Below are 23,016 nucleotides of genomic sequence, written 5' to 3'. Positions count from 1 at the left end.
CTTTAGGTCTTGTGGTCTTGCTCCAGGGAGGTCTGAGCGCGCAGGAAGAGAACTCCCGCATTCGCATCAACGTCGTGCTGGTACAACTCAGCGTCACCGTTACAGATGCGAAAGGAAACTATATTGGCGGCTTGAAGCCAGAGGACTTTGTCGTCACCGAGGATAAGATTCCGGAGAGGCTGGCCGGCTTCGAAGAGGGTGTCACGACACAGACACGCGCCACGGAAGAAGCCGCACCAACGGGTCCTCCGGCACCTGTGCCTACCTTCGGAGAGGCGGCGCTGCCTGCCTCCACGGTTGTTGCAGGGCCACAAGCCACGGGAGCGAACGTCTTCATCCTGTTCGATACCAGCAACTACATGTACCGCGGCTTTGTGTTTGCGCAGGATGCAATTGCCGATTTCATCCGCTCCCTGGAAGGCGTCAGCAATGTCGCCTTCTATTCCTACAGCCGCAACCTGTCCAAGATTACGCCGCTGACAGGCGACCGTGGCGCTGTGCTGCGGGGCGTTCGCAATACTGTCGCCGGAGACGACGAAGCGCTTTACAACAGCCTGCTGCTCACCCTGAAAGATGCCGCCCCGTTGCGCGGACGCAAGGCCATCGTGGTCTTCTCCAACGGACCGGATAACGCCAGCATGGTGCCGCCGGAAGATGTGGCCGAGTTAGCGCAGTCCACCGGCACCATCATCTACATGATCAGCACGCGCGACGCGTTGAACGATGAAGCGTCCATGACGGTGTTTGAGCGCATCAGCAAGGCCACCGGTGGGAAGGCCTACTTCTCCAAGAGCTGGAAGGACGAAAAGGCCGCCTTTGAATCCATCCGCGAAGACCTGGCCCATCTCTACTCACTGAGTTACTATCCGGCCCCTAACCCTAACCAGGGATGGCGCACCATCACCGTGCGGCTGACGGGAAAGAACATGCAGAAGTTCAGGATTCGCACCCGCGAAGGCTATCGCCTGCAGCAGACGTCGCAGGTTGCCCCCATAGCTCCACCGGCACGAGAATGGCCCGGCGTACCACTGCCTCACCCTCAGCAGCCATAACAGGGTAAAGGCCGGGGATGTGTCCCCGGCCTTCCTGCTTCCCTGCCTAGTCCAGCTTGCGCAGCCAGATGTTCTTGATCGAAATTTTGCAGGGCTGGCTTTCGATCTCAAAGCCGATCAGGCCCGGCTGATTGTTCACCGACTTCGGATCATCGTCAATGTAGATGGCCATCAGGTGGCCGTTGATGATGTGCATCATCACGCCGCCGCGGGCAATGACCTCATAGTCGTTCCAGTCGTTAATTTTGACGTAACCGCCAAGCGCCTGCCGGTCGCCGATCTCCGCCACCAGGCGGTTCGGCTTTCCGGGCAGACTCTGCGTCACCTGCCCGCGCCATGCCTGGATGCCCTGCATCGTGTTCTCTGAATACCACTGGCCGGTGTAGGTAAAAGCCTGCGGACGCACGGGAAACCAGAAGTCTGCCTGCGGACCGGTCATCATGTAACGCAGATCATACGGCGGCTGTCCGGCGGGTTGGGCCCGCGTCCACGGAATACCTGTCTGGCTGCGATACTGAATGCCGCCACCGCCGCCCTTTTCCACCTTGATCTGCAGCTTCAGGTCGAAGTCCCGGGTCGTGGCGCCGCGGTAGACGATATAGTTGTTTCCTTTGCGCTCCGTCTCCAGCGTCTCACCCACCATCACGCCATCGTCTACATGCCAGATGGTGGCGTCGGCATCCCAGCCGTTAAACGACTTGCCGTCAAAGATCTCCTTAAAGCCGGTGTGTTCATTGATGTCATAGGGATCGGGCTCATGGAACTTCGGCATACCCGGGAGAGGCTTGCCATCGGGCCCAAGCTGAGGCCGGCGGGCAGCCTCAGCGGGAGCCTGGGCAATGGCCGAGGCGGAAAACAGCAGAAGCAGAGAGAGCGACAGCAGGCCCGAGGTGCGGCCACGAAGCGACAAAGCCTTGCGGGAAGGCAAAGATGCCATGGGTACAGTCCTTTCCAGAAACAGTTTCGGGAACCGCTGGCATAGTACTGCGCCGAAGACAGGCTTGACGAGCATGGCTCTTACGCCGGTTCAGGGAAGCTCTACCTCCAGGTCATACACCTCCACGGTTCCTTCCTGGAATGCTGTGATCACTTCGTTCTTATCGGTGACGCCTAGAAACCGCGTGGAGCGGTCACCCACATACCGCTCCGGAAGAACAGTCACCTCAGTCAGGGCATGCCTGGAAGGCGAAAAAGAGAAGAGGGCGTAGGTATCACCCTTCACCGCGGTGAAGAAAAGATGCTCTCCCTTTCGGTCCCATGTACTGCCATCGATCTTCATGCCGGTTGCGGCAGAGGACCACTTCTTCTGGGTGAAATCAAAGATCATCAGTTCGTCTCTCCCCTTCTTCAGAGCAGCGAGGTAGCGGCCGTCCGGAGACCACCGCGCGAACCACATTCCCTCCGACTCCGGAAGTTTCTCCACGTGCTTATCCCTGGTATTCAGAATCGAGATTCCCTCCGCAGACCGGGCCCCTTCATCCGGCATCCGGTCAAACGCAACGAAGTCGCCTCCCCCGGAATAGGTGAGATCGAACAGATCGCTTCCTCCATCGGCCAGCAGCTCCGGAGAGGTTCCCTGTGCATCAATCTGCATCGCTCTCCAGGCATCATTCTTCTTTGTACTCAGATAACTCAGGCGGCTGTCATCCGGAGACCACTGCGGCGAACGCGCCTTTTCTCCTGGGGCAGTCAGTTGAACCCGCTCTGAGCCATCGATGCGGCTCTTCCAGAGCGACTGATCCGGCGTCAGGACATACGCAATCCAGCCGCCGTTGTGGGAGTAGCTGATAGAGCTGATCGACAGACCGTAGAAGACCGGGCTCCGCGCGGCGTCAAGCTGGACAAGCTGGCTTCTGGTCTGCTCCCCCAGGGCGTAGATGTGCTCCTTGTGTTCTCCCAGTACAGGCGAACGCCAGAAGTCGACGGGGCCCGACGCGATCTCCCAGGATCGCGGCCATCCCTTCCAGGCCAGGCGGGGTTCGCGACGCACCCAGATGGAGGTCGAAACGGAATCTCCCACTAGATAGACAAAATAGTTGCCGTCAGGACTCCAGGAACCACAGCAGGCCCTGTGCTCATTGGCATCGCCTGAAAGAAAGGGCCGTACCACTCCGGTAGCAACCTCCAGTTCCTGGATCGTCTGCCGGTCTCCGGATTCATGCAATGAGAATCGAATCCGGTCTCCGTCCGGAGACCACGCAAGCCGAAAAGGAGTTTCGGGAAGCGTGGCAAGAATTCTCTGATTCTGTCCTGTTGCATCGGCCATGGCCAACTGACGCCCTTCAATAAAGGCAATGTGGCTGCCGTCAGGGGCCCAGGAGGCGGAGTGCCCCGAAAGGCTTCCAAGAATGTGGTACCCCCCTTTCAGCGAAACGGCCGCGACCCGCTCAACAGACTGATCATCGGCGGGCGAAGCAATCAGGATTTCATCCCTGTTCGGATCATCTCCCGTAGCCTGCGCTGTCTTGAACGGCAAAATCTGGCGGTCAACCGTGCCACCATGAATGGAAACATCCGCCAGCACAGACTGCAGATGTTGCAATTCGGTAAACAGCACCTCTTCCCCGCGTACGATCAGGGGCGCCTCTACATCTTTTCTCAGACCATCCCGTGTCAATTGCCGGGCTTTTAGCAGGTTTGCCCGATCATTGACGGATAACATTGCAATGACTGCCAGCACCGCAACTCCTAGCCCGGCAATATTCGGGCTGAACCTGCGAGATATACCACTGCGCGCAGGCCTATCCCGTGCGTGTCCCAATGTTAGCTGCGGGACATAAATCGTATCTGCCCCCGTAAATTCAGCACTGAGGGTTTGATCCAGAAGACCTTTGTTGAGCGGTAACCGTATCTGGTCTGGATGCAACGCCGCCATAGAAATCCGGTAACCACGCTTGGGTACTGTTTCTATGTATTCCTGACCATTTGGTAACTTCCCTAAGGCTTTACGCAACAGGAAAATTGTCTGCGTTAAGTTGTGCTCCTCAACAACTACTTCTCCCCACACTTCGGTAAGGAAGGTCTCCTTTTCGACAATCTCTCCATTGGCTTTTAACAGAACTGCCAGGGTTTCCAGCTGCTTGGACGGAAGATTAATAATCTCAAGTCCACGCATGACAACCATCGGTGAGGCCTCAAATGTGTATTCACCGAAGAACGTTATGTTGTTCATTTCACAGCACCTACATGGGATCAATCTGGAATCAAAATGGATTTGACGTCAATCAACCAAGGACTTGAGGACAATGTGCGCCGCCAAATACTACAGTTCGCCCAATCGCAATTGAAGGGATTTCACGGAATCAAGGGATACGCCTCTTAGGGAGTCTTCTATCTCTCTCCGCCCACTTCGATTGTTTTTGCGTTTACTTTCTCCCAAGGGAGTTTCTCTTATGCCTGCTGCTGGTCTACCTTTATCGGTTCACAGCTCCTATGTCTATCCGACGGTTGAGTTGCTTCGCCGGACGCACCTCTGGCGCTCCTACTTCCCTTCCATCCTCACAACGTTGCTTGGTGTCATCACCCTCTCACTCAGTTGGGTACACCTTGTAGATTCCGCTCCGGCTGCTCCCTGGTTCATTGCAATGAGCATTATCCAGGTCGCGTGGCTTGTATCTCTCTCCGAAGTCTGGATCCAGAATACCTACCTGGTCCTTCGCAAGGAGATCTTTACGGCAGCGGACTACCCTATGCCAGATTCACCTCCGCAGACACAAAACTTGCCAATCGTCAGCAGACACTAAGCTCACTGGACGATAGCTCTACCTTAACGGCATAGGTGCAGACGTGTGTATACGCGTCTAACCTTACGCTTCTTTCCCCTGACTTGAAAGTGATTTATGTCACTTAAGCCTCAGATAGGAATCCTGGATGCTACGGACGAAACGAATCATACTCTTAAGTAAATCAAAATCATTTATCGACCTGGCTGATGCAACCTTTAGCTCGGAAGGTCACGAAGTTATTAAAGTTGAGCTACTCCCGGAAGCAGTTGCGCTCGCCAAGGAAGGTCATTATGACGGAGTGATCATCGATGTATCTTCCCGTCCGCCACGTGACCGGGCTTCCCTGGCAGCGCTTGCCGATCAGCTTGGCAAGCACCGTATCTGGCTGGCTCTCCCCCTGGGACTAAGCCCATGGGCCACCGATGCTGAACAGCTCTCCATACGGAACTTCCTGAAGGTGCCGATGCAGCGCACCGACCTGGAAGAGGTGATCGCGCAGATCTCCGAAGCTCCAGCAGCCGAACTCCATCGGGAACGTGCGGCAGAGACGCCTTCCAGGCCCTTCCACCTGGAAGACATCCCCCACAACCGCTACTTCCTGGCCGCCAGCCCGTCCATGATGAGGATCTACGAGAACATCCTGCTGCTCGCCGCAGTGGACGTCCCTGTCCTGATCCTGGGCGAAAGCGGGGTAGGCAAGGACGTTGTCGCCAACCTGCTGCACAAACACTCTCGACGCTCGCCCTATACCTTCAGCTCGGTGAACTGTGCTGCCCTGCCGCCTGACCTTCTGGAAAGCGAGCTGTTCGGCTATGAAGCCGGCGCATTCACGGGAGCGGTCAAGGCTAAGCCGGGTAAGTTTGAGTTAGCCGACCGCGGGACTCTTCTGCTGGACGAAATTGGCGAGATGAGCGCCCCTATGCAGGCGAAGCTTCTCCATGTTCTGCAGGATGGCCGTTATTCCCGTTTGGGCGCCAGAACTGTCTCCACAGCCGATGTCCGTGTCATTGCCGCCACGAACGTCAATATAGAAAATGCAATCTCCGACAAGCTGTTCCGCGAGGATCTTTACTATCGCATCAGCGCCTTTACGATCAATATTCCGCCGCTTCGCGAGCGCCGGGAAGAGATCCCCTTCCTTGTGGAGCAGATGGTCAAGCGCCAGTCTGCCCAGTTCCACCAGGATCCGGTGTACATCTCTCCGCACATGATGTCTGTCCTGCAGGAGTACCACTGGCCTGGTAACCTTCGTGAGTTGGCAAACGCGGTAATCCGCATTCAGATACTCAAGGGCAACGAAGCCTCCATTGCGGACATCGAGAGCAAGGTTCTCGGTAAACCGACGCTGGTACAGGCCTGCCCGGTTGAGATCAGCGGACCTGACGGCAATGTTGACCACATGCGCTCGATCGTACGTAACTTCAAGGACCAGACCGAGAGCCGTTTGATTCAACAGGCACTGGAGGCTGCACGCTGGAATCGTCGTCACGCTGCAGCAGCACTTCGCATCAGCTACCGGACCCTGCTTTATAAGATCGACCAGTACCACCTGAAGGAAGCAAAAGCTCCGCTCCGCATGTCAACGGGCGGATAAGTATCCGCCCGTCTTTTTACACGAGATGTAACTTACTGACTTAGACGAGAGCGAGTTTCATACTTTCCTGAGCTTCCAACTGCTTCTTTTGCCAGGCGATCGTCCGCATCAAGCCAACTTCCAGAGGGACCTCGGCACGGAATCCGAGAAGGCGCTCTGCCTTACGGATATCCGGCACCCGGCGGCGGACATCTTCATACTTGCGGCCAGCGATCTCGTCATACGGAATCAGGTCGATACGCGGTGCTCCCTCTTTTCCGCACAAACGATGAATGCGCTGCGCGAGCTCAAGGATCGTGATCTCAGCGTTGTTGCCGATGTTGACGATCTCACGATTTGCCCTGGTCGACTCAGCCGCCGCAACAATACCGCGCGCCGTATCTTCCACAAAGGTGAAGGAGCGCGTCTGCAGTCCATCGCCGTGGATCGGGATAACTTCGTCCTTGAGGATGGCGTTGATAAAGACAGACTGCGGGCCGCCCCACCAGCTGAGGTTCTGGCGTGGACCATAGGATCCGAAGATCCTGAGCACCGTCGCATCAATCCCTGAGTCCTCCGCAATGGCAAGTACCAGGTGCTCATCAAACATCTTCGACGCGGCATACGCCCAGCGCGTAACGGTGGCCGGCCCAAGCACCGAGTCCCCGTCCTCGGCGAACGGAACGGTCGGGTTCTTGCCGTAGACATCCGAGGTAGAGGTAATGACAAAGCGGGCGTTCTGTTCCACAGCGAGTTGCAAGGCATTGTGCGTGCCGTGAAAGTTCACCAGTAGAGTTTTCTTCGCATTCTCATAGCGCGGAATCTTGTAGGCGGCAAGATGAAGGATGACATCCACCCTGCCGGCAGCCTGCTGCAATGCGTCAAAATCGCAGACGTCCAGGGCATGGAACTCAAACCCTGGCCGGTGACGTGCCGATTCCAGGTTCGCCGGATTGCCGTGCGACATGTCATCAACCCCCACAACGTCATAGCCCTTATCGAGCATCAGGTCGGTTACGTGTGATCCAAGAAAGCCAGCGGCTCCCGTAATAAGTACTCGCTTTGTCATGCTGCCCTCACCATTTCCAGAATTCGATCAACACTGCGCTCTCCGGCTTTTCCTTCGCCGAACTCAACCAGCTTGCGCGGCTCACTGGTAGAACCGCGGCCATACTGCACCAGCCGCCTGGCCGCATCCAGAATCGTTTGCGTTTCATTGCCCACCAGCAGATTCCAGCCACCGTGGAGCGTCTCAATCCATTCGGTTTCATTCCGCAGAGTCAGACATGGAACGCCCATGAAGTAGGCCTCCTTTTGCAGGCCACCGGAGTCGGTCATGATGAAACGTGCGTTCTGCTGCAGGGCAAGCATCTCCAGGTAACCCACCGGCTCCACGATGTGCACATGCTCCCCTAAAAACAGGCCGGCGTTGTTGGTCATCGCAAGCTGCTTGCGTAAACGTGGATGCATCGGGAAGATGATGGGAACATCGATCTTCTTCAGCGCTTCAAGGATTCCCGCAAGTCGGGATGGATCATCGGTTGTCTCTGCACGATGGATGGTCACCAGCGCGTATTCCTGGCTGCCAAGACCAAGATCGCGTTGTACTGACGAAAGTTGCCCTACAACGCCGAAGCAGCCAATCGCATCCAGCATCACGTCGCCAACAAATACCGCGCGATGGCCAAGCCCTTCCCGCTTCAGTTGTTCCACGGCGTTATGCGTAGGACAAAGCAGCAGATCCGAGACATGATCGGTGACAACGCGATTGATCTCTTCCTGCATCATGCGGTTGAAGCTGCGCAGACCGGCCTCAAGGTGAATGACAGGGATATGCAGTTTAGCGGCGGCAAGCGCGGATGCGATGGTTGAGTTGGTATCGCCATAGGTAATCAGTGCATCCGGCGGCCACTCCAGCAGTTCCGCTTCAATTGAAGCCAGCATCACGGCCGTCTGTATTCCAGGCGTTCCGGTCCGAACGGCCTCAAGCAGACGCGGCTTCGGCAGGCCAAGCTCTTCAAAGAAGACAGCCGACATCATCGGGTCGCTATGCTGCCCCGTATGGATGAGGCGATGTTCAATCGAACCGGGATGCAGACGGTTGTACTCATCAATTGCTTTGACAAGCACTGCCATCTTGACGAACTGGGGCCTGGTACCACCAACTGAAAGAACCTTCACTGCGACTCTCCTGAGTTTTTCTCGCCGTCATATGGCAACAGCTGTTCCAGATCGACTGGACGAATGACACGTGCCGGCGAACCCATCACAACCATGCGCGCGGGAACGTCGCGCGTCACGATGGAACCGGCGGCAACAAGAGCGTCTTCGCCGATGAGGATTCCTGGTAACACAGTGGAGTTTGCAGCGACCCGTGCACCTTTCTGCATCGTCACGCCACCAAAGTGCTTGAAGCGTTCCTGGGTGCGGCCAACAAAGTTGTCATTGGTAAAGGTCACTTCAGGAGCGACGAAGCACTGATCGCCGATGGTGGACTTCGCCGTGATGTAGGCGCCGGTTTCGATCTTGCAACACCGGCCGATGCTTACCTGGTTCTCAATGGCCACTCCCCGGCCGATGATCGTAAGCTCGCCAATTCTGGTCTCCTCGCGGACACTGGCAAAGTCGGCGATCAGTACTCCGTCTTCAATAACCGCTCCTGTGTAGATGATGGAGTTGCTGCCGACCAGGCACCCGTTGCCGAGAAACGCAGGACCGTGATCTTTCGTCCCGGTCATAGCACTGGCTTTCGACTTCATGGGTTTCTTGCCGATAATCACACCATCATCAATGCGTACATCTTTCCCAATGGACGCGTTGTCGTGCAGCACAACATGGTTGCCGATCACCGTACCTTCGCCAATGTTGACATGTTGGCCGACCACAACATTCCGGCCAAAATGTACATTGGGGTAACGTCGGTTTCTCTCCTGCTCCAGCAGAAGAGCGTTCTCTGACGCAATAAATTCCGAGCTCATATATCCTTCAGTTTCTCCAGTTCGCAAACGCGAACTGGACGTGCGTAAACTAACGACTTCCAACAAATTTCATGAACCTCTCGATGTTGTTGCTTTCTTCTTTTTCTGGCTGGGCTCCAAGGAGGTGACAAAAAGAGGGGTACCCATTGTTCTTGGCAAAGAGGCAGTCGCTCAGCAGCCGCAGGTGCTCACGGATCGTACGGAGGACGCGCATCTTGCTGCAGCCTGCAACACGGCGGTGCAGCGTCATCGGAACCTCGTGGATCCGGTAACCGAGATGCGATGCGCTCATCAGGATCTCGACCGTCGAAACAAATCCGCTGCTGCGAAACTGCGCACGGCGGATAAAAGACCCTCGATATGCCCGGAACATGCTGGTGTAGGTATAAAGCTTGACCGGTGACACCAGGCGATAAAGCAGGGAGCAGTTGCGGCTGAGAGCAAGCCGCCATGACGGCACGCCTTCCACTGCTCCATGCGGATGGTACGGCGATGCAACAACGACATCTGCCTTACTTTCGGCAATCAGATGGACCATCTGCACGAGGTGTTCTGCGCGATAGCTGCAGTCCGCATCCAGGGTACAGACGACGTCAGCGCTAGCAGCCGCCTGGAAGCCTGACTGGAAAGCAGCTCCGATGCCCCGGTTTTCTCCGTGAGCAATAATCTTGTAGGGTGCACCCTCCGGTACCGTCCGCGGCAGCAAAGCCGCGGTACGGTCCGTACTTCCGTCATCGACAAAAAGATAGAAAGGGCTGTAGCGATCCTGAAGACCGCGCTGTAGTTCGGCCAGCCTGATCCTGAGAACCTGCAATGCCTCCTGCTCGTTGCAAACGGGAATCACTACAGCAACGCGAGGACGGGTGGGAGTGTGCCGTGGAACCGCCATTCGTTCTTCCTTTCTCTGGCTGACCTTCATTGTTAGCAGCGGACGATCTTGGAGGAGAGGATGCCGCTTGTTGCGTTGCGCGTATCCACGACCAGTTGGGCATCGCGAACAATCGCTTCGTAGTCGTAGTCGGAGTGATCCGTCGCGATTACGACGCAGTCATACTCCGACACACGCTCCAGCGGAGTGCAGGTCATGCCCAGGTCATAGTGGCGGCCCCGGCCAACCGTGGCGAAGTACGGATCGTTGTAGTCCACGGTCGCCTTCTCTTCCTGCAACATTTCGATAATTTCAAGCGAGGGAGACTCGCGCAGGTCATCGATATCCTTTTTGTAGGCGAGGCCGAGGACCAGGATCTTCGAACCGTTCATCGACTTTCGGTGCGCGTTCAGCGCTTCAGAGATGGACTGCACCACGTAACGCGGCATGCCCTCATTAATCTCGCCGGCCAGCTCAATAAAGCGCGTGTGGAAGTTCCACTCGCGAGCCTTCCAGCTCAGGTAAAACGGATCGATCGGGATGCAATGGCCACCCAGTCCGGGGCCGGGATAGAACGGCTGGAAACCGAATGGCTTGGTCGCGGCGGCATTGATGACCTCCCAGATGTCGATTCCCATCCGGATAGAAAGCATCTTGAGTTCGTTTACCAGCGCGATGTTGACGCAGCGGTAAATGTTTTCAAGCAGCTTGGTCATCTCTGCCGCCTGCGTCGAGGAAACGGCCACGGTGCGGCCAAAGATGTTGCCGTACAACGCGCCGGCAAGCTTGCCGGCAATGGCACCGTGTCCGCCGATCACCTTCGGAATGTCGCGGCGCGCCACGGTATTGTTACCGGGATCTTCGCGCTCCGGAGAAAACGCGACGTAGAAAACGTCGCCGTCCGGGTCCATGCCTTCTTCAAAGGCCTGCAATCCCTCTGGGCAGCCTTTGTTAAGGATGGGGATAAGGACCTCTTCGGTTGTTCCCGGATAGGTTGTGCTCTCAAGCACAACCAGCTGACCACGGCGAAGCCAGGGTGCGAGAGATTCAGCCGTCTTCTGAATGAAGGACAGGTCCGGGTCGCGATGCTCCGTCAGCGGAGTTGGCACGCACAGGATGACTGCGTCCTGGTCACTGATCTTTGAGAAGTCGCATGTCGCGCGGAAGCCCTGTTCGCGGGCCATCTCGATTTCAGTGGAAGGGATTCGGAAAATGTAACTCTTCCCCTGCTCAAGCTGGTCCACCTTGCGGGCATCGATGTCGAAGCCCTGCACTGTGAAGCCAGCTTCTGACAGAAGAAGAGACAGAGGCAGACCGACATATCCAAGGCCAATGACACCGACCTTCGCGGTCTTCACTTGGAGCTTGTCGAGTTGACGCTCCGCCTGATGGGCGTGGGTGGAAAGAGTTACTGTGTTCATGCCGTCGAAACAGTGCACGGGATATGCCAAACGCTTCCCGTACTGCCGCATCGTTGTAAATATCGGCATCTGCACGGCCTATCGAGAGCGATTCGTCTCTCTATCTGTGCTGTAGCCCATCACCATGATCACTGCAAAAAGTGTGCAAAGCTTTGCGCCCTTCTCCCCTGCAATGCGGAAACAGTCCTCAACTCCGCCCCGAATATACGGGGATATGTTGGCCTTGCGATTGCATTGACAGGTTGCACACGATTCACAGAAGGAGATTCGGACGATGATGGGAACCCGATTGAAGGTTGGAGTCATAGGCCTTGGAGCCTGGGGATGCAATGTTGCACGCTGCCTGTACGAAATGCCAGAGTGCGACCTGGTCGTCTGCAGTGACCTGAGTGAAAACCGCCGGACGATGGCGCAACGGAACTGGGGTGTGCAAACGGTTGCATCACTTGATGAAATGCTCGCGCATTACCCGGAGATTAACGCGGTCGTCATCAGCTCTCCGGCGATTACGCACTACAGCCTCGCCAAGAAAGCCCTGCTCGCGGATAAGGATGTCTTTGTGGAGAAGCCCTTCACGCTGAATGTCCGGGATGCCGAAGAGCTCGCGGCCCTGGCGGATGCCCGCAACCGCATCCTGATGGTGGGCCATCTTCTGGAGTATCACCCTGCCGTCAACCGCATTCGCGAGATCGTGCAGTCCGGCGACCTGGGCGACATCTATTACATCTATACCCAGCGCGTGAACCTTGGCCGTATCCGCGGCGACGAAAACGCCCTGTGGAGCTTCGCGCCGCACGACATCTCGCAGATTCTTTACATCCTGGGAGAAGAGCCGGTGGATGTAAGCGCTCGCGGCCAGTCCTTTATTCAGGACGGCATTGAAGATGTCGTCTTCCTGAGCCTTTTCTTCGAAAACCGCCGCATGGCGCACATCCATATCTCGTGGCTTGACCCGCACAAGATGCGCAGCACCACGGTGGTTGGCAGCAAGAAGATGCTGGTCTTTGACGACGCCGCCGCCACGGAGAAGCTTCGCATTTACGACAGTGGAGCGCAGGCGCCACCTGCCAGCTCCTATGGCGAAGCCATTCAGGTGCGCTTCGGAGATATCCAGATTCCGCGCCTGACGACGACCGAGCCGCTGAAGCTGGAGTTCCAGCACTTCCTTTACTGCGTGGAGCACCGCGTTACACCGCGCAGCGATTCACAGGACGGCCTGCGCGTGGTCCGCATCCTGGAGGCCGCACAGAAGTCGCTCGAGATGGATGGACTTCCGGTCTCGCTGAACCCGAATGCTCCGGAGAAGGAGCTGCCGCCAGCCCCCCCCATCAACCGGCAGTGGACTCCACGACTTCCCATGATCCCCAACAATATCCCGGTCGTAGCAGCGCAGTAACCACTGGAACCTTTCACAGAACGACTCATGCGATTCGCTCGTTACAAATCGGAGATTTTGGTGGGTGGCTCAGTGGCCATGGCTGCAGCGGGGCAGATCCTCATCAAGCTGGGCCTTTTGGGGAAGGGCCGCTTTGGTCTGCCGGCTCTGCATTGGCCACTGATCCTCCCGATGGGAGTCCTCATCGGGCTCTGCGTCTACGGGCTGGGAACCGTGCTTTGGTTCGCAGCCGTAGCGCAGAAGAACATCAGCTATCTTTATCCGCTTGCGGCAACAAACTACGTTCTGCTGGGCATTGCCGGACATTTCCTGCTGCATGAGCAGATGGGCCTGGTGCGCTGGGCAGGCATCAGCGTCATGGCCGTGGGCATCGCACTGCTTTCAAAAACAGACAGGAGCGTTACCGGATGACAGGCACGACACCATCCCTTGCACTCTCCTGGGGAGCCCTAGCAGCAAGCATTGCTCTCGGCTCTTTTGCGCAGATCACGCTCAAACACACGACCAACACCATGGCCCGCAGTCAACATACCGCGCGTCTTGCGGCGGCTCCATGGCTGGGGTTATGGACGGTTCTGTTCGGTACGGCGACACTTTGCTGGATTCTTGCGCTCCGGCAGCTCGATATCTCGTATGCCTACCCCATGCTCAGCCTCGGATATGTCCTGGTGACGGCGCTTGCCGCCATGCTGCTTGGAGAACACGTTTCCCGGCCCCGGTGGATGGCTATTGGACTTATCACATGCGGCGCCGCACTGGTCGCGGGGAGTATCTAACATGCAGAACGCTGCGTCTCGTCCCTCACATATCGCGGTTGTCGGCGGCGGCTTTACCGGTATGGTCTGTGCCTTCCGCCTGCTGCGCGCCGGCTACAAGGTGACCATCCTGGAAAGCCAGCCGGAGATTGGTGGCCTGACAACCTCGCAGGACTTCGGCTCGTTCCGCTGGGACAGGTTTTATCACTGCATTCTCACCTCGGACACGGCACTTCTGAATCTGCTGCACGATCTTGGTCTAAGCGGCGAGCTGCGATGGAACAAGACGGAGGTCGGTCTCTACTCGCATGGTGAACTGCACAAGATGACCAGTCCGGCTGACCTGCTCCGCTACCGGCATCTTTCCCTATTCTCGAAAATGCGCCTCGCTCTGGTGACGCTTTACGTTACGAAGATCAAGAATGGCCTGGCGCTGGAATCCGTGCCGCTGTGCCGCTGGACACGTCGCCTGTTCGGCAGCAAAGTCTATGAGCAGGTGTGGGAACCGTTGTTCCGTTGCAAGCTGGGCGAACTGCGCCGGTATGCCTCGGCGGCATTTCTCTGGGGTACGATCGTTCGCCTTGCCTCAACCCGCGACCGTGGTCCCGGCCAGCAGGAGCAGCTTGGTTATGTGCATGGCGGCTACGATGCTGTGTTCCGCCGGCTGCAGCAGTCTGTGGTGGAGCTGAAGGGATTGACGAACGCCGGTGTCAGGATCCGGAGCATCACACCCAACACCTCCGAAACGCAGGATGGCAGCATCCGGATCAAGGCCTGCCATAAGGAGCTGGTATTTGATGGTGTGGTTCTCACTGTGCCCAATAAGGTTGTGGCACAACTGCTGGACACCCAGGATGCAGCCTACCGGGAACGCCTGGGACAGGTCATGTATCTCGGCATCCTATGCGTCGTGCTCGTTCTAAAGAGGCGGTTGAGTCCCTTTTACGTCACCAACGTGACAGAGAAGATTGGTTTCACCGGCATCATCGAGATGACCAACCTCATTGACCCCGCGGTGGAAACCAACGGGCGCCACCTGGTCTATCTTCCACGTTACACCTCGCCGGACGATGCTCTGTTTGGCGCCAGCGATGACGCCATCTGGCAGCATGTCTGGAGCGACCTTTCCCGCATGCATCCAGACCTTTCCGAGCAGGACATTGAGCGCCGCTTTGTCTTCCGCGAGCGCACCGTGCAGCCGGTCCCAACCATCGGCTACTCCGAGATTGTGCCTCCGGCACGAACTCCGGTCGCGGGAGTCTATGTCGCCAATACGGCGCAGATTCTGAATAACACCCTCAACAACAACGCGATGACGTCGATCGCAGAAGCCACATGCAACGAACTCATGAAAGACATCCCGCTGCAGCAGCCGGTATTTCTTCCAGCCGGTGAGCCAGTGGAGCGCGTCCTGAGTTCCGCAGGAATTTGATAGGTATTGCAATGCACATCCCCGCTTTGTCTGTACAGGTTTTACTGCATGCCATCGATCATCTGATCCTTGGCCGTCCGGTTGTCTCGTTACTCCTGATTGCAGCAGCTCTGATGGTGCTCTCAGGCATTCTGCAGCGCTGGGGCAGAGCGCGGGCATCGCTCGCAACTCAGCCGCCGGTTCTGCACCGCAGCGCGGAGGATGGCTCAGTATGACGAAGCATGCTCCCGTCCCGCATGTCCTGGCGTATCACGAGGTTTCTGAAAAACACTCAACAGATGTCTATTGCATGACACCAGAGACCTTCACCGCTCACATGTGGACGGCACGCCTGGCTGCGGAACGATCTCTGCAGCCGTTGTCCGTCACCTTTGACGATGGCCATGGCTCGCACCTCCGGTGGGTGATGCCGATCCTCAACAGCCTGCGAATCCACGGCCATTTCTTTATTCCCACCGCGTGGATGGAAGCGCGAAGCGAGTACGCCGGATGGGATGACCTGCGCCTGCTTGCCGGACATGGACATCGCATCGGATCGCACGGAGCGACGCATGTCTTTCTTTCGGCTTGTACCCCCGGAAGCCTGGAAGAAGAGGTGCGCGGATCGCGCATGACCCTGGAAGACAAAATTGGCGCATCGGTTACCTCCATCTCCATGCCTGGGGGGCGCTGGAATGAGAATGTGATCCGCGCCTGCGCGATCGCGGGATATGAAGAGGTCTACACCTCGGAGCCCGGCATGTACCGGCCCGCCTGCGTTGCGGATGGACTTCGCATGCCGGCTGTGATTGGCCGATTCGCCATCCGCCGCAAGACGTCGTTACGCATCCTGGCCAACTACGTCGAAGGCGACTTCTTCACCGTGAACTGGCTGCGCGGCATGTACCTGCTGCGCCAGCGCACGAAGCAACTGATTGGAGACAGCAATTACCAGCAGATCTGGTCTTCACTGTTTCGGACTATACCAAGCTGACAATCTTTTCTTCTGGAGCGATGTGTGCGGATTCTACAGCTGATCTCGAGTACCGGATTCTATGGCGCTGAGCGCATGATCTGCCTGCTTTCGACCTCGCTCCGCCGCGCCGGAGCCGAGGTCAGCTTAGGCGTGTTTAACGGATCTGGCGCCTCCTGCGCTCGCTTTGTCCAGGAGGCGCAAAGTCAGGATCTTCCTGTCCTGGATCTTTCCTGCAAAGGAAAATGGGATCTTGCCACCGTCCGTAACCTGGCCCGCTACCTGCGCAACAACCGCATTGATGTATTGCATACCCACGGATACAAGGCGAATATCTATGGGCTGCTGGCGGCTCGGCTGGCGGGTTGCGCCGTGGTTGCAACCTGTCACAACTGGACCAATCGCACCGCGGCACTGCGTCATTATGCAGTGATGGACCGGCTGTGTCTGCGCCGTTTCGACCGCGTCGTTGCCGTCTCCAACAGGCTGACCTCCGAACTGCGTCATGCCGGCGTGCCAGGCCGCCGCATCCGCATGATCGCCAATGGAATCGAAGTTGCGCTTTACCAGCAAGCACAACAATATATAGACCGCTCCCGCCATATTGCCATCGGATGCCTTTCCCGTCTCTCCAAGGAAAAAGGCGTCGATGTGCTGGTATGGGCGCTTCCCAGGCTACTAAAGGCGTATCCCGAGCTGCAATGCGTCGTCGCCGGCGAAGGTCCGGAGCGGGATCGGCTGCTTGCTCTCGCCGCCGAACTGGGCGTCTCGCATAGCTTTCATCTTCCGGGTTTTTGTGAAGATACGCCGCGCTTTCTGGCTCACTGCACGCTGATGGTGCAGCCATCCAGGATAGAGGCCATGCCGCTGGCGGTGCTGGAAGCCATGGCCACCGGCAAGGCAATTGTCGCGTCTGCGGTAGGAGAGCTTCCGCGGCTGCTGGAAGATGGCAACGCCGGCCTGCTGGTGCCGCCGGAAAATCCCGAAGCCCTGGCCGATGCCATCCTGGCACTTCTCCAGGATCCCGCCAAGCGTCATGCTCTCGAACACCGCGCTGCCGAAAAGGCAGCGAGTCACTTCGATGTCTCCGTCATGCTCCGGGAGTACCTGCGCATTTACCAGGAAGCGATTGCGAAGCGGAGGCCCGGCGTCCGTCTGACTCGTTCCAAAGAAGCAGGTATGTATTCATGAGCACGTCTACCATCACCAATCCGGTGCAGTCCAGCGCGCAATCAGAAGACGGGCATGCCGCCTTACGGGTCTGGTTCAGCGATCCGCTTTGCTTTACCCCCTGGTATAGCGCGGCGCTGGCCAGGGCTCTTTTATCGGCAAATATCTCGTTGCGCTTTCTCAGCGCAGGCATCTCGCGCGAGCCAGAATACTTTTCTCAGTTTGGATTGTCTCCCGATCCAGGCCCATTTCGTTTTGATCACTGGGCCAACGGTTGGCCCTCTTCTGCACGGCGCGCCTTGCGCTGTGCCGCGGCCGTTTCAAACTGCATGGCCCTGACACGTGTCCTTAACCGTTCCAGCGAAACGCTGCCGGATATTCTTCACCTGCAGCAGCTCCCCTTGTTGAACCACGACTTCACAGTCGACTTCAAGCTGATCGCGGCGGCGCAACGCCGTTCCATCCCGGTCCTGCATACCGTCCACAACCTGCTGCCGCATGACACCGGCAAACAACTCCTGACAACCTATCGCCGGTTCTACCAGTCCGTGGATCATCTGATCTGTCACTCCTGCGACGTCGCTGAATCTCTCGTCAGGCAATTCTCTGTTCCCGCAGGCTCTATCTCCGTCATACCGCACGGCCCGCTGTTTGAGGCTCCGCCGGCCAACGAGGAGACCGCCGCAGTGGCACGCAAAAGCCTCGGCCTTCCGGAAGGTCGCCCCGTCGTTTTATGGCAGGGTGTGATGGCTCCTTATAAAGGAGTCGACCTTTTGCTGAAAGCGTGGCAGCTCTCAATTCTGCGCTGGAGACGATCACTGGCGATACAGCCGCTGCTGGTGATCGCAGGCACGGGCGCGCATGAAACGGAAATGGCAGCCCGATTGGCAGAGCAGGCGCTTCCTCATGACATACGGGCAGACCTTCACTACATCCCCACCAGCCAGCTCTCGCTCTATTACGAGGCTGCGGACCTGCTCGTCTATCCCTATCGCGCAATTACGACCAGTGGAGCCTTGCTCACCGGCCTCAGTTATCGCAAACCCATCATCGCATCGGACCTGCTTCCGTTTCGGGAATACCTTCGCCACAACGAAAATGCGCTGCTCGTGGCTCCCGGAGACGCGGTTGAGCTGTCCGCGGCACTTACCCAGGTCATGGAAAGCCTGTGCGGAGTTGAACGCTCCCCAAGCCTGTATAACCGGCTGCTGACAGGCGCCCACATCAACAACCAGCGCTATACAGGCTGGGATGAAATTGCACGTCGCACCATCGCTGTTTATCACCAGATTAATGCCGGAAAACAGGCATATCCGAAAGTGTGCAAGCCAATGCACACATTTCCGGAAGCTATCGCGAATAGCCGCTGATATAGGCCGGAAACGGCCTTCGCAGCGTACTTAATTTGGCTGATTGATTGCTTCCTATCTGGCATCGGAAGGATGGCAACTATGAAGCTCAGGTCTCGCAACCCGTGGACCGTTCGCATTGCGTCAGCGGCCCTTCTCTTTTCGGGAATCTGCCAGGCACAGCAGCGCGTCGTTGATGTCGCCAAGGCGACGGCTCCTGCTGGAGTAAAGCCCGACACGCGTTCCACGCCCACCATCACACCCCAGTACACCATCGGCAGCGGTGACGTCCTCAACATCCAGGTCTGGAAAGAGAAAGAACTAAGCCAGACGGTCGTTGTCCGGCCCGACGGCAAGGTCTCCCTTCCTCTACTGGGCGAGATTGCCGTCATCGGCAAAGAACCTTCGCAATTGGAAGAGCTGATCCAGACACGTCTCGCATCCATGGTGGTGCAACCCCGCGTGACTGTGACCGTGCTCGAAATTCACAGCCGCATGGTTTACATCACCGGCGAGGTTTCCCGCCCGGGCGCTTATCCGTTGAATGCTCCCATCACGGTCCTGCAGCTGATCGCGCAGGCCGGCGGTCTTACCGAATTTGCTTCCAAGAAAAAGATCCACGTTGTCCGCGCCAGTAACACAGGCAGTGAAATCTGGCTGAACTACAAAGCCCTGATCCAGGGATCCGACCCAAATCGCAATCTGCAACTCAATCCAGGTGACACGGTGGTGATTCCGTGAAGACTCGCTCCTTTGCATTTCTTTTCTGCCTTGCCCCTATCGGCCTGACTGCGACAGTCGCTATCGCGCAGCAGGCTCCCGCATATTCCCGCACCAACGACACAACCATGGACAGCTCTACCGCCTCAACAACGCAGCAGGATTTGAAGCCCATGTGGGTAGACGCCGCGGTTAACCCGCGGGAGCAGTCCTACTTCGATGCGGGGCTCTCGGCCAGCTACGGACGCGACAGCGCGGTCAACAACATTCCGAACCTGAGTTCGCAGTTCAGCAATCTTCAGGGACATATAGGCATCGCTTCGGTCGGCCGCCGCTTCTCCTCGGCATTCAGCCACGACGCCACAATCCTTCAGTTCCCCGGCAGCAACCTTGATCTTCAGCAGTATCACTGGACCACGGTCAGCCTCAACGGTATCGCAAGCCGGCGTACGACCTGGGGACTGACGGGAGCCAATGCCTACGGCGCCGACTCGGCACGCGCCAGCAGCAGCCTTAGCCTGTCTTCCGTCAGCAACACCCCGATTGATAACGGCACCGTCCAGGCGGGCCTGATCAGCGGAAACGTGCTTCGGCAGTACGTCAACTTTGTAGTCGACCACGAACTCTCAGAGACACGGGCGTTCACCTTCGGAGCGAACGCCGGCTTTCATAACTTTCTGGGAGCAGCGCCTTCCACCCAGCAGTACAACGTGAACATGGCGGTTCGCCAGTACTTCGGACCACATGTACTGGCTGGCATCCGTGGTGATGGAGTTCGCCAGAACTTCGGCATCGGGCAATGCACCACGGCTGCCGTTACCGCTTTCACCACCGTTCAGTTGACCGAATCACTGCGGGCAGACGGCTCCGCGGGTCCGGTTTTCGGTTCCGCGCAATGCACGGGGAACTATCAGTACCAGGGCGTGCTCTCCGCGCAAAGCGTCCGCGGCAGCCGAGTCTACATTGGCACCAGCCGCAAACGCGGCAACGGCGCCATCTCCGGATCTCTGTGGGAGACCTCCGGATACGGCGGTGTACGGCTCGGCAATCCTCGCCGCTTCACCGTTGATGTCAACAGCGGCTATACCAGCTACCACGGCGGGACCCTGACCGCCGCGAGCTCCGATGTCAGCGGCTACTTTGTCTCTGGTGAATATCGCCGGCGGCTCTCACAGTACCTGGAATGGGATTTCACCGTACGTCACTTTCAGCGAACCGTGTCCTCGGTTGACCTAGCACGTACGGTCTTCTTCGTGACTTTTACCTGGTCCAAGCAGCATGGAGGCGCATATGGCCGGTGAACACATCTCTGCCTCCGATCGTCTCCATTCACTGTTTGGCGCGCTGAAGTACCGCCTGCGGCTCATCCTGATTGTCTTCGCCGTCGTCTTCGCTGCAATCGCCCTCTACGTCGAGCGCATGCCCAATGTCTACCGCGCAAGAACGCAGATTCTGGTCAACCCGCAGCGCGTCTCGGACAAGTACGTCAGCAGCGCCGTCTCCATGGGCGCAAACGAACGGCTGAACACATTGAGCCAGCAAATTCTCAGTTCGTCGCGGCTTGAAAAAATTCTCGACGAGTTCAACCTCTTCCCGAAGCTTCGCGGACAGATCAGTCGTGAAGAGCTGATTGACCGTATGCGGAAAAACATCGCCATCGAGCTGAAGCACAACTCCGATGGACTCAGCTCCTTCACGCTGAGCTACACGGGCGACTCCGCCGAAGAGGTGGCAGCCGTTACCAACAAGCTCGCCGACTCCTTCATCACCTGGAACCTGCACGATCGCGAACAGGAAGCACAGGGAACAACAGCCTTCCTGGCAAACGAGCTTGGCTCAACCAAGTCACAGCTCGACGGCTTCGAAGAGCAGCTTCGCAGCTACAAGATGAAACACCTTGGAGAACTGCCAGACCAAATGCAGGCCAACATGCAGACACTGGCGCGTCTCCAGGTGGAACTGCAGGCCAATACAGAAGCTCAAAGCCGACTGGATCACGAAGCCCTGCTTGCAGCTTCCATTGCCGAACCGGCGACGCAGCGCGCGCCGGCAACAGGTGCATCACTGCGCCAAAGGCTGGTCACGGAGAGAGCCAACGCGCAGGCAGACCTGCTTGAGCTTCGTAAGCACTACACCGAAAGCTTTCCGGACGTTGTACAAAAACAGACCGAGATACAGTCGCTCGACGACCGGATCGGCAAACTTCCAAACATTGATGCATCTACATCAGCCTCGCTTGACTCCCAGTCTTCCGTCTCGCCCCAGTTGCAGTTGATTCGCCGCGACCGTGCGCGGCTGGTCAATGAACAACGCAACATCCAGGCATCCATCAACCGCTACCAGTCGCGTGTCGATTCCTCCCCGGTACGTGAACAGGAGATCTCGCAACTATTGCGTGACTACGATACGGCACGCGACCACTACCGTTCCCTGCTGGAGAAAAACTACTCCGCACAAATGGCGGCACAACTGGAGCATGACCAGCAGGGCGGCAGCTTCACCATGCTGGACTATGCCCGTGTCCCCGATGCACCCGTAGGTCCGAAGCGAATGCCTCTGCTGCTCGGAGCATTCTTCCTGGCGCTGGCAGCAGGTATCGCTGTCGCTTTTGTCAGCGAGTTGATGGACAGCACCGTGAAGTCCGAGCTGGAACTACGCGACGCTCTTCCCGGAATTCCCCTGCTTGGCATTACACCAGGCCTGGCACAAACAAGTGGCATACGCCGCGCCTTAGCACCAACGCGTTACCTCCTCGGGGGCCAATAAGATGATTTCTCTCTCTCTCAAAGCCGAAACCAACCAGCGCAGCAGCGGCATACATCCCCTTATTCCAAAAACTGATCTTGTCAGCGCGAGCATTGACGATCCTCTGTTCGGCTCCGCCTTTGGCCTCGAGGGCATCCCGAGGCTCGACCGCCCGGCAGGCGATAAGAAGCAGGAAGTCTCCATCTTTGAGTCTGATCCGTACGGAGTCGCGGCGGAGCAGTTTCGTCTGATGCAGCGCCGGCTTTGCAACCTTCGTCCGAATGGTGGAGCGGTGTTGATGACCAGCCCCGGAGCAGGAGATGGCAAAAGCCTGAATGCACACAACCTGGCATGGGCTCTGGCTGAAGCAGGCAACAGCACGCTCCTGCTGGAGCTTGATATGCGCCGCCCCAGCCAGAGCCGCTACATTCCCAGCCGTCCGCCTTCAAGCCTGGTCGACGTGCTTACCGGAGAAGCCACGGCCTTTTCGGCGGTGCGGCGTCTTGGCGATGTTCCCATGTTCTATCTCGGGCTCGACAAGCCTGCTCCCAGGCCTGTGAAACTGCTGCGCTCTCAGGCCCTGCTGGACCTGATGTGCTGGGCCCGCCAGACCTTTTCATGGGTGGTCATCGATGGACCACCCGTGCTGGCTGTCTCGGATGTTGAAGAACTGGTACCCCAGGTTGACCTGGTCCTGATGGTGGTCCGCGAACGAGGCACACCGCGCGCCATGCTGGAACGCGCCGTAGACCACCTGGGAGAACGTTTGAACTTCCTGATCTACAACGATGTCTCAATTTCCAGCGAGTATGGCTACGGCTACCGCTAAGGAGTTGAACCGAAGTTACTGCTTTTTGAAATCGCCACGCTAAGGAACCGA

General features: G+C 57.5%; 22 protein-coding genes. 15 read left to right on the top strand and 7 right to left on the bottom strand.

Translation table 11 applies throughout. The annotated features are described in order from the left end of the window. Nucleotides 1-11 precede the first annotated feature (11 nt). Nucleotides 12-1,052, top strand: coding sequence for a VWA domain-containing protein (locus tag OHL13_RS02350; protein ID WP_263408504.1), 1,041 nt, complete (start codon nucleotides 12-14; stop codon nucleotides 1,050-1,052). A gap of 46 nt (nucleotides 1,053-1,098) precedes the next feature. Here the strand turns inward: OHL13_RS02350 and OHL13_RS02345 are convergent, their stop codons facing one another. After that, nucleotides 1,099-1,989, bottom strand: coding sequence for a 3-keto-disaccharide hydrolase (locus tag OHL13_RS02345; protein ID WP_263408503.1), 891 nt, complete (start codon nucleotides 1,987-1,989; stop codon nucleotides 1,099-1,101). Nucleotides 1,990-2,079: 90 nt separating this feature from the next. After that, nucleotides 2,080-4,248: a winged helix-turn-helix domain-containing protein gene (locus OHL13_RS02340; protein ID WP_263408502.1), complete on the bottom strand. Its 2,169-nt coding sequence runs from the start codon at nucleotides 4,246-4,248 to the stop codon at nucleotides 2,080-2,082. A 196-nt stretch (nucleotides 4,249-4,444) separates the two neighbouring features. On the opposite strand from OHL13_RS02340, the gene OHL13_RS02335 reads away from it, so the two are divergent. Both OHL13_RS02335 and OHL13_RS02330 read left to right on the top strand, forming a co-directional pair. Continuing rightward, complete coding sequence (locus OHL13_RS02335) at nucleotides 4,445-4,795, top strand: hypothetical protein (RefSeq protein WP_263408501.1); 351 nt, start codon at nucleotides 4,445-4,447, stop codon at nucleotides 4,793-4,795. Nucleotides 4,796-5,075: 280 nt separating this feature from the next. Then, entirely contained in the window at nucleotides 5,076-6,371 is a 1,296-nt protein-coding gene (locus tag OHL13_RS02330) for a sigma-54 interaction domain-containing protein (RefSeq protein WP_263408500.1), read from the top strand. A 40-nt stretch (nucleotides 6,372-6,411) separates the two neighbouring features. Here OHL13_RS02330 and OHL13_RS02325 read toward each other — a convergent pair whose 3' ends face one another. Genes OHL13_RS02325 through OHL13_RS02300 form a run of 5 tightly spaced genes read right to left on the bottom strand, consistent with a single transcriptional unit; the run spans nucleotide 6,412 to nucleotide 11,617 of the window. After that, the gene (locus OHL13_RS02325) at nucleotides 6,412-7,419 is read right to left on the bottom strand and encodes an NAD-dependent epimerase/dehydratase family protein (protein ID WP_263408499.1); all 1,008 of its coding nucleotides are present in this window, start codon (nucleotides 7,417-7,419) and stop codon (nucleotides 6,412-6,414) included. Further along, nucleotides 7,416-8,531: a non-hydrolyzing UDP-N-acetylglucosamine 2-epimerase gene (gene wecB, locus OHL13_RS02320; protein ID WP_263408498.1), complete on the bottom strand. Its 1,116-nt coding sequence runs from the start codon at nucleotides 8,529-8,531 to the stop codon at nucleotides 7,416-7,418. Before wecB ends, OHL13_RS02325 begins: the two co-directional genes overlap by 4 nt. Continuing rightward, nucleotides 8,528-9,328 (bottom strand): N-acetyltransferase, encoded by an 801-nt coding sequence (locus OHL13_RS18595; protein ID WP_317889892.1) that lies wholly within the window; start codon nucleotides 9,326-9,328, stop codon nucleotides 8,528-8,530. Before OHL13_RS18595 ends, wecB begins: the two co-directional genes overlap by 4 nt. A gap of 49 nt (nucleotides 9,329-9,377) precedes the next feature. Then, nucleotides 9,378-10,247, bottom strand: a complete 870-nt coding sequence (locus tag OHL13_RS02305) for a glycosyltransferase (protein WP_263408497.1) — start codon at nucleotides 10,245-10,247, stop codon at nucleotides 9,378-9,380. A gap of 2 nt (nucleotides 10,248-10,249) precedes the next feature. Further along, entirely contained in the window at nucleotides 10,250-11,617 is a 1,368-nt protein-coding gene (locus OHL13_RS02300; RefSeq protein WP_263408496.1) for a nucleotide sugar dehydrogenase, read from the bottom strand. A 274-nt stretch (nucleotides 11,618-11,891) separates the two neighbouring features. On the opposite strand from OHL13_RS02300, the gene OHL13_RS02295 reads away from it, so the two are divergent. From OHL13_RS02295 to OHL13_RS02240, 12 genes are all read left to right on the top strand, one after another. Continuing rightward, nucleotides 11,892-13,013, top strand: a complete 1,122-nt coding sequence (locus tag OHL13_RS02295) for a Gfo/Idh/MocA family protein (RefSeq protein ID WP_263408495.1) — start codon at nucleotides 11,892-11,894, stop codon at nucleotides 13,011-13,013. A gap of 27 nt (nucleotides 13,014-13,040) precedes the next feature. Continuing rightward, a complete protein-coding gene (locus tag OHL13_RS02290; RefSeq protein WP_263408494.1) occupies nucleotides 13,041-13,424 on the top strand; it encodes an EamA family transporter in 384 nt (127 codons plus the stop codon). Continuing rightward, nucleotides 13,421-13,789, top strand: coding sequence for an SMR family transporter (locus tag OHL13_RS02285; RefSeq protein WP_263408493.1), 369 nt, complete (start codon nucleotides 13,421-13,423; stop codon nucleotides 13,787-13,789). The genes OHL13_RS02290 and OHL13_RS02285 overlap by 4 nt, the downstream gene beginning before the upstream one ends. A gap of 1 nt (nucleotide 13,790) precedes the next feature. Further along, entirely contained in the window at nucleotides 13,791-15,200 is a 1,410-nt protein-coding gene (locus tag OHL13_RS02280; RefSeq protein ID WP_263408492.1) for an FAD-dependent oxidoreductase, read from the top strand. Between the two features lie 11 nt (nucleotides 15,201-15,211). Then, a complete protein-coding gene (locus tag OHL13_RS02275; protein ID WP_263408491.1) occupies nucleotides 15,212-15,415 on the top strand; it encodes a hypothetical protein in 204 nt (67 codons plus the stop codon). Continuing rightward, on the top strand, nucleotides 15,412-16,173 hold the full coding sequence (locus tag OHL13_RS02270; RefSeq protein WP_263408490.1) for a polysaccharide deacetylase family protein: 762 nt from the start codon (nucleotides 15,412-15,414) through the stop codon (nucleotides 16,171-16,173). Before OHL13_RS02275 ends, OHL13_RS02270 begins: the two co-directional genes overlap by 4 nt. A gap of 24 nt (nucleotides 16,174-16,197) precedes the next feature. Further along, nucleotides 16,198-17,343, top strand: a complete 1,146-nt coding sequence (locus tag OHL13_RS02265; RefSeq protein WP_263408489.1) for a glycosyltransferase — start codon at nucleotides 16,198-16,200, stop codon at nucleotides 17,341-17,343. Continuing rightward, on the top strand, nucleotides 17,340-18,692 hold the full coding sequence (locus OHL13_RS02260) for a glycosyltransferase family 4 protein (protein WP_263408488.1): 1,353 nt from the start codon (nucleotides 17,340-17,342) through the stop codon (nucleotides 18,690-18,692). Before OHL13_RS02265 ends, OHL13_RS02260 begins: the two co-directional genes overlap by 4 nt. An 81-nt stretch (nucleotides 18,693-18,773) precedes the next feature. Next, nucleotides 18,774-19,412, top strand: a complete 639-nt coding sequence (locus OHL13_RS02255) for a polysaccharide biosynthesis/export family protein (RefSeq protein WP_263408487.1) — start codon at nucleotides 18,774-18,776, stop codon at nucleotides 19,410-19,412. Beyond that, a complete protein-coding gene (locus OHL13_RS02250; RefSeq protein WP_263408486.1) occupies nucleotides 19,409-20,692 on the top strand; it encodes a hypothetical protein in 1,284 nt (427 codons plus the stop codon). Before OHL13_RS02255 ends, OHL13_RS02250 begins: the two co-directional genes overlap by 4 nt. Further along, nucleotides 20,682-22,157 carry a GumC family protein gene (locus tag OHL13_RS02245; protein WP_263408485.1) on the top strand — a complete coding sequence of 492 codons (1,476 nt, stop codon included), beginning with the start codon at nucleotides 20,682-20,684 and terminating at the stop codon, nucleotides 22,155-22,157. The genes OHL13_RS02250 and OHL13_RS02245 overlap by 11 nt, the downstream gene beginning before the upstream one ends. 1 nt (nucleotide 22,158) lies before the next feature. Beyond that, a complete protein-coding gene (locus OHL13_RS02240; RefSeq protein ID WP_263408484.1) occupies nucleotides 22,159-22,965 on the top strand; it encodes a tyrosine-protein kinase family protein in 807 nt (268 codons plus the stop codon). The last annotated feature ends 51 nt before the right edge of the window (nucleotides 22,966-23,016 follow it).

This window comes from Terriglobus tenax, assembly GCF_025685395.1.
Lineage (GTDB): Bacteria > Acidobacteriota > Terriglobia > Terriglobales > Acidobacteriaceae > Terriglobus > Terriglobus tenax.
Note: the sequence above shows the minus strand (reverse complement) of the source record. Positions and strands in the feature narration are given on the sequence as shown.

Coding starts and splice junctions, on each gene's coding strand:
- OHL13_RS02345 (WP_263408503.1), bottom strand. CDS start 1,989: ATGGCATCTTTGCCTTCCCGCAAGGCTTTGTCGCTTCGTGGCCGCACC.
- OHL13_RS02335 (WP_263408501.1), top strand. CDS start 4,445: ATGCCTGCTGCTGGTCTACCTTTATCGGTTCACAGCTCCTATGTCTAT.
- OHL13_RS02325 (WP_263408499.1), bottom strand. CDS start 7,419: ATGACAAAGCGAGTACTTATTACGGGAGCCGCTGGCTTTCTTGGATCA.
- OHL13_RS18595 (WP_317889892.1), bottom strand. CDS start 9,328: ATGAGCTCGGAATTTATTGCGTCAGAGAACGCTCTTCTGCTGGAGCAG.
- OHL13_RS02305 (WP_263408497.1), bottom strand. CDS start 10,247: ATGAAGGTCAGCCAGAGAAAGGAAGAACGAATGGCGGTTCCACGGCAC.
- OHL13_RS02300 (WP_263408496.1), bottom strand. CDS start 11,617: ATGAACACAGTAACTCTTTCCACCCACGCCCATCAGGCGGAGCGTCAA.
- OHL13_RS02295 (WP_263408495.1), top strand. CDS start 11,892: ATGATGGGAACCCGATTGAAGGTTGGAGTCATAGGCCTTGGAGCCTGG.
- OHL13_RS02290 (WP_263408494.1), top strand. CDS start 13,041: ATGCGATTCGCTCGTTACAAATCGGAGATTTTGGTGGGTGGCTCAGTG.
- OHL13_RS02285 (WP_263408493.1), top strand. CDS start 13,421: ATGACAGGCACGACACCATCCCTTGCACTCTCCTGGGGAGCCCTAGCA.
- OHL13_RS02280 (WP_263408492.1), top strand. CDS start 13,791: ATGCAGAACGCTGCGTCTCGTCCCTCACATATCGCGGTTGTCGGCGGC.
- OHL13_RS02275 (WP_263408491.1), top strand. CDS start 15,212: ATGCACATCCCCGCTTTGTCTGTACAGGTTTTACTGCATGCCATCGAT.
- OHL13_RS02270 (WP_263408490.1), top strand. CDS start 15,412: ATGACGAAGCATGCTCCCGTCCCGCATGTCCTGGCGTATCACGAGGTT.
- OHL13_RS02260 (WP_263408488.1), top strand. CDS start 17,340: ATGAGCACGTCTACCATCACCAATCCGGTGCAGTCCAGCGCGCAATCA.
- OHL13_RS02255 (WP_263408487.1), top strand. CDS start 18,774: ATGAAGCTCAGGTCTCGCAACCCGTGGACCGTTCGCATTGCGTCAGCG.
- OHL13_RS02245 (WP_263408485.1), top strand. CDS start 20,682: ATGGCCGGTGAACACATCTCTGCCTCCGATCGTCTCCATTCACTGTTT.
- OHL13_RS02240 (WP_263408484.1), top strand. CDS start 22,159: ATGATTTCTCTCTCTCTCAAAGCCGAAACCAACCAGCGCAGCAGCGGC.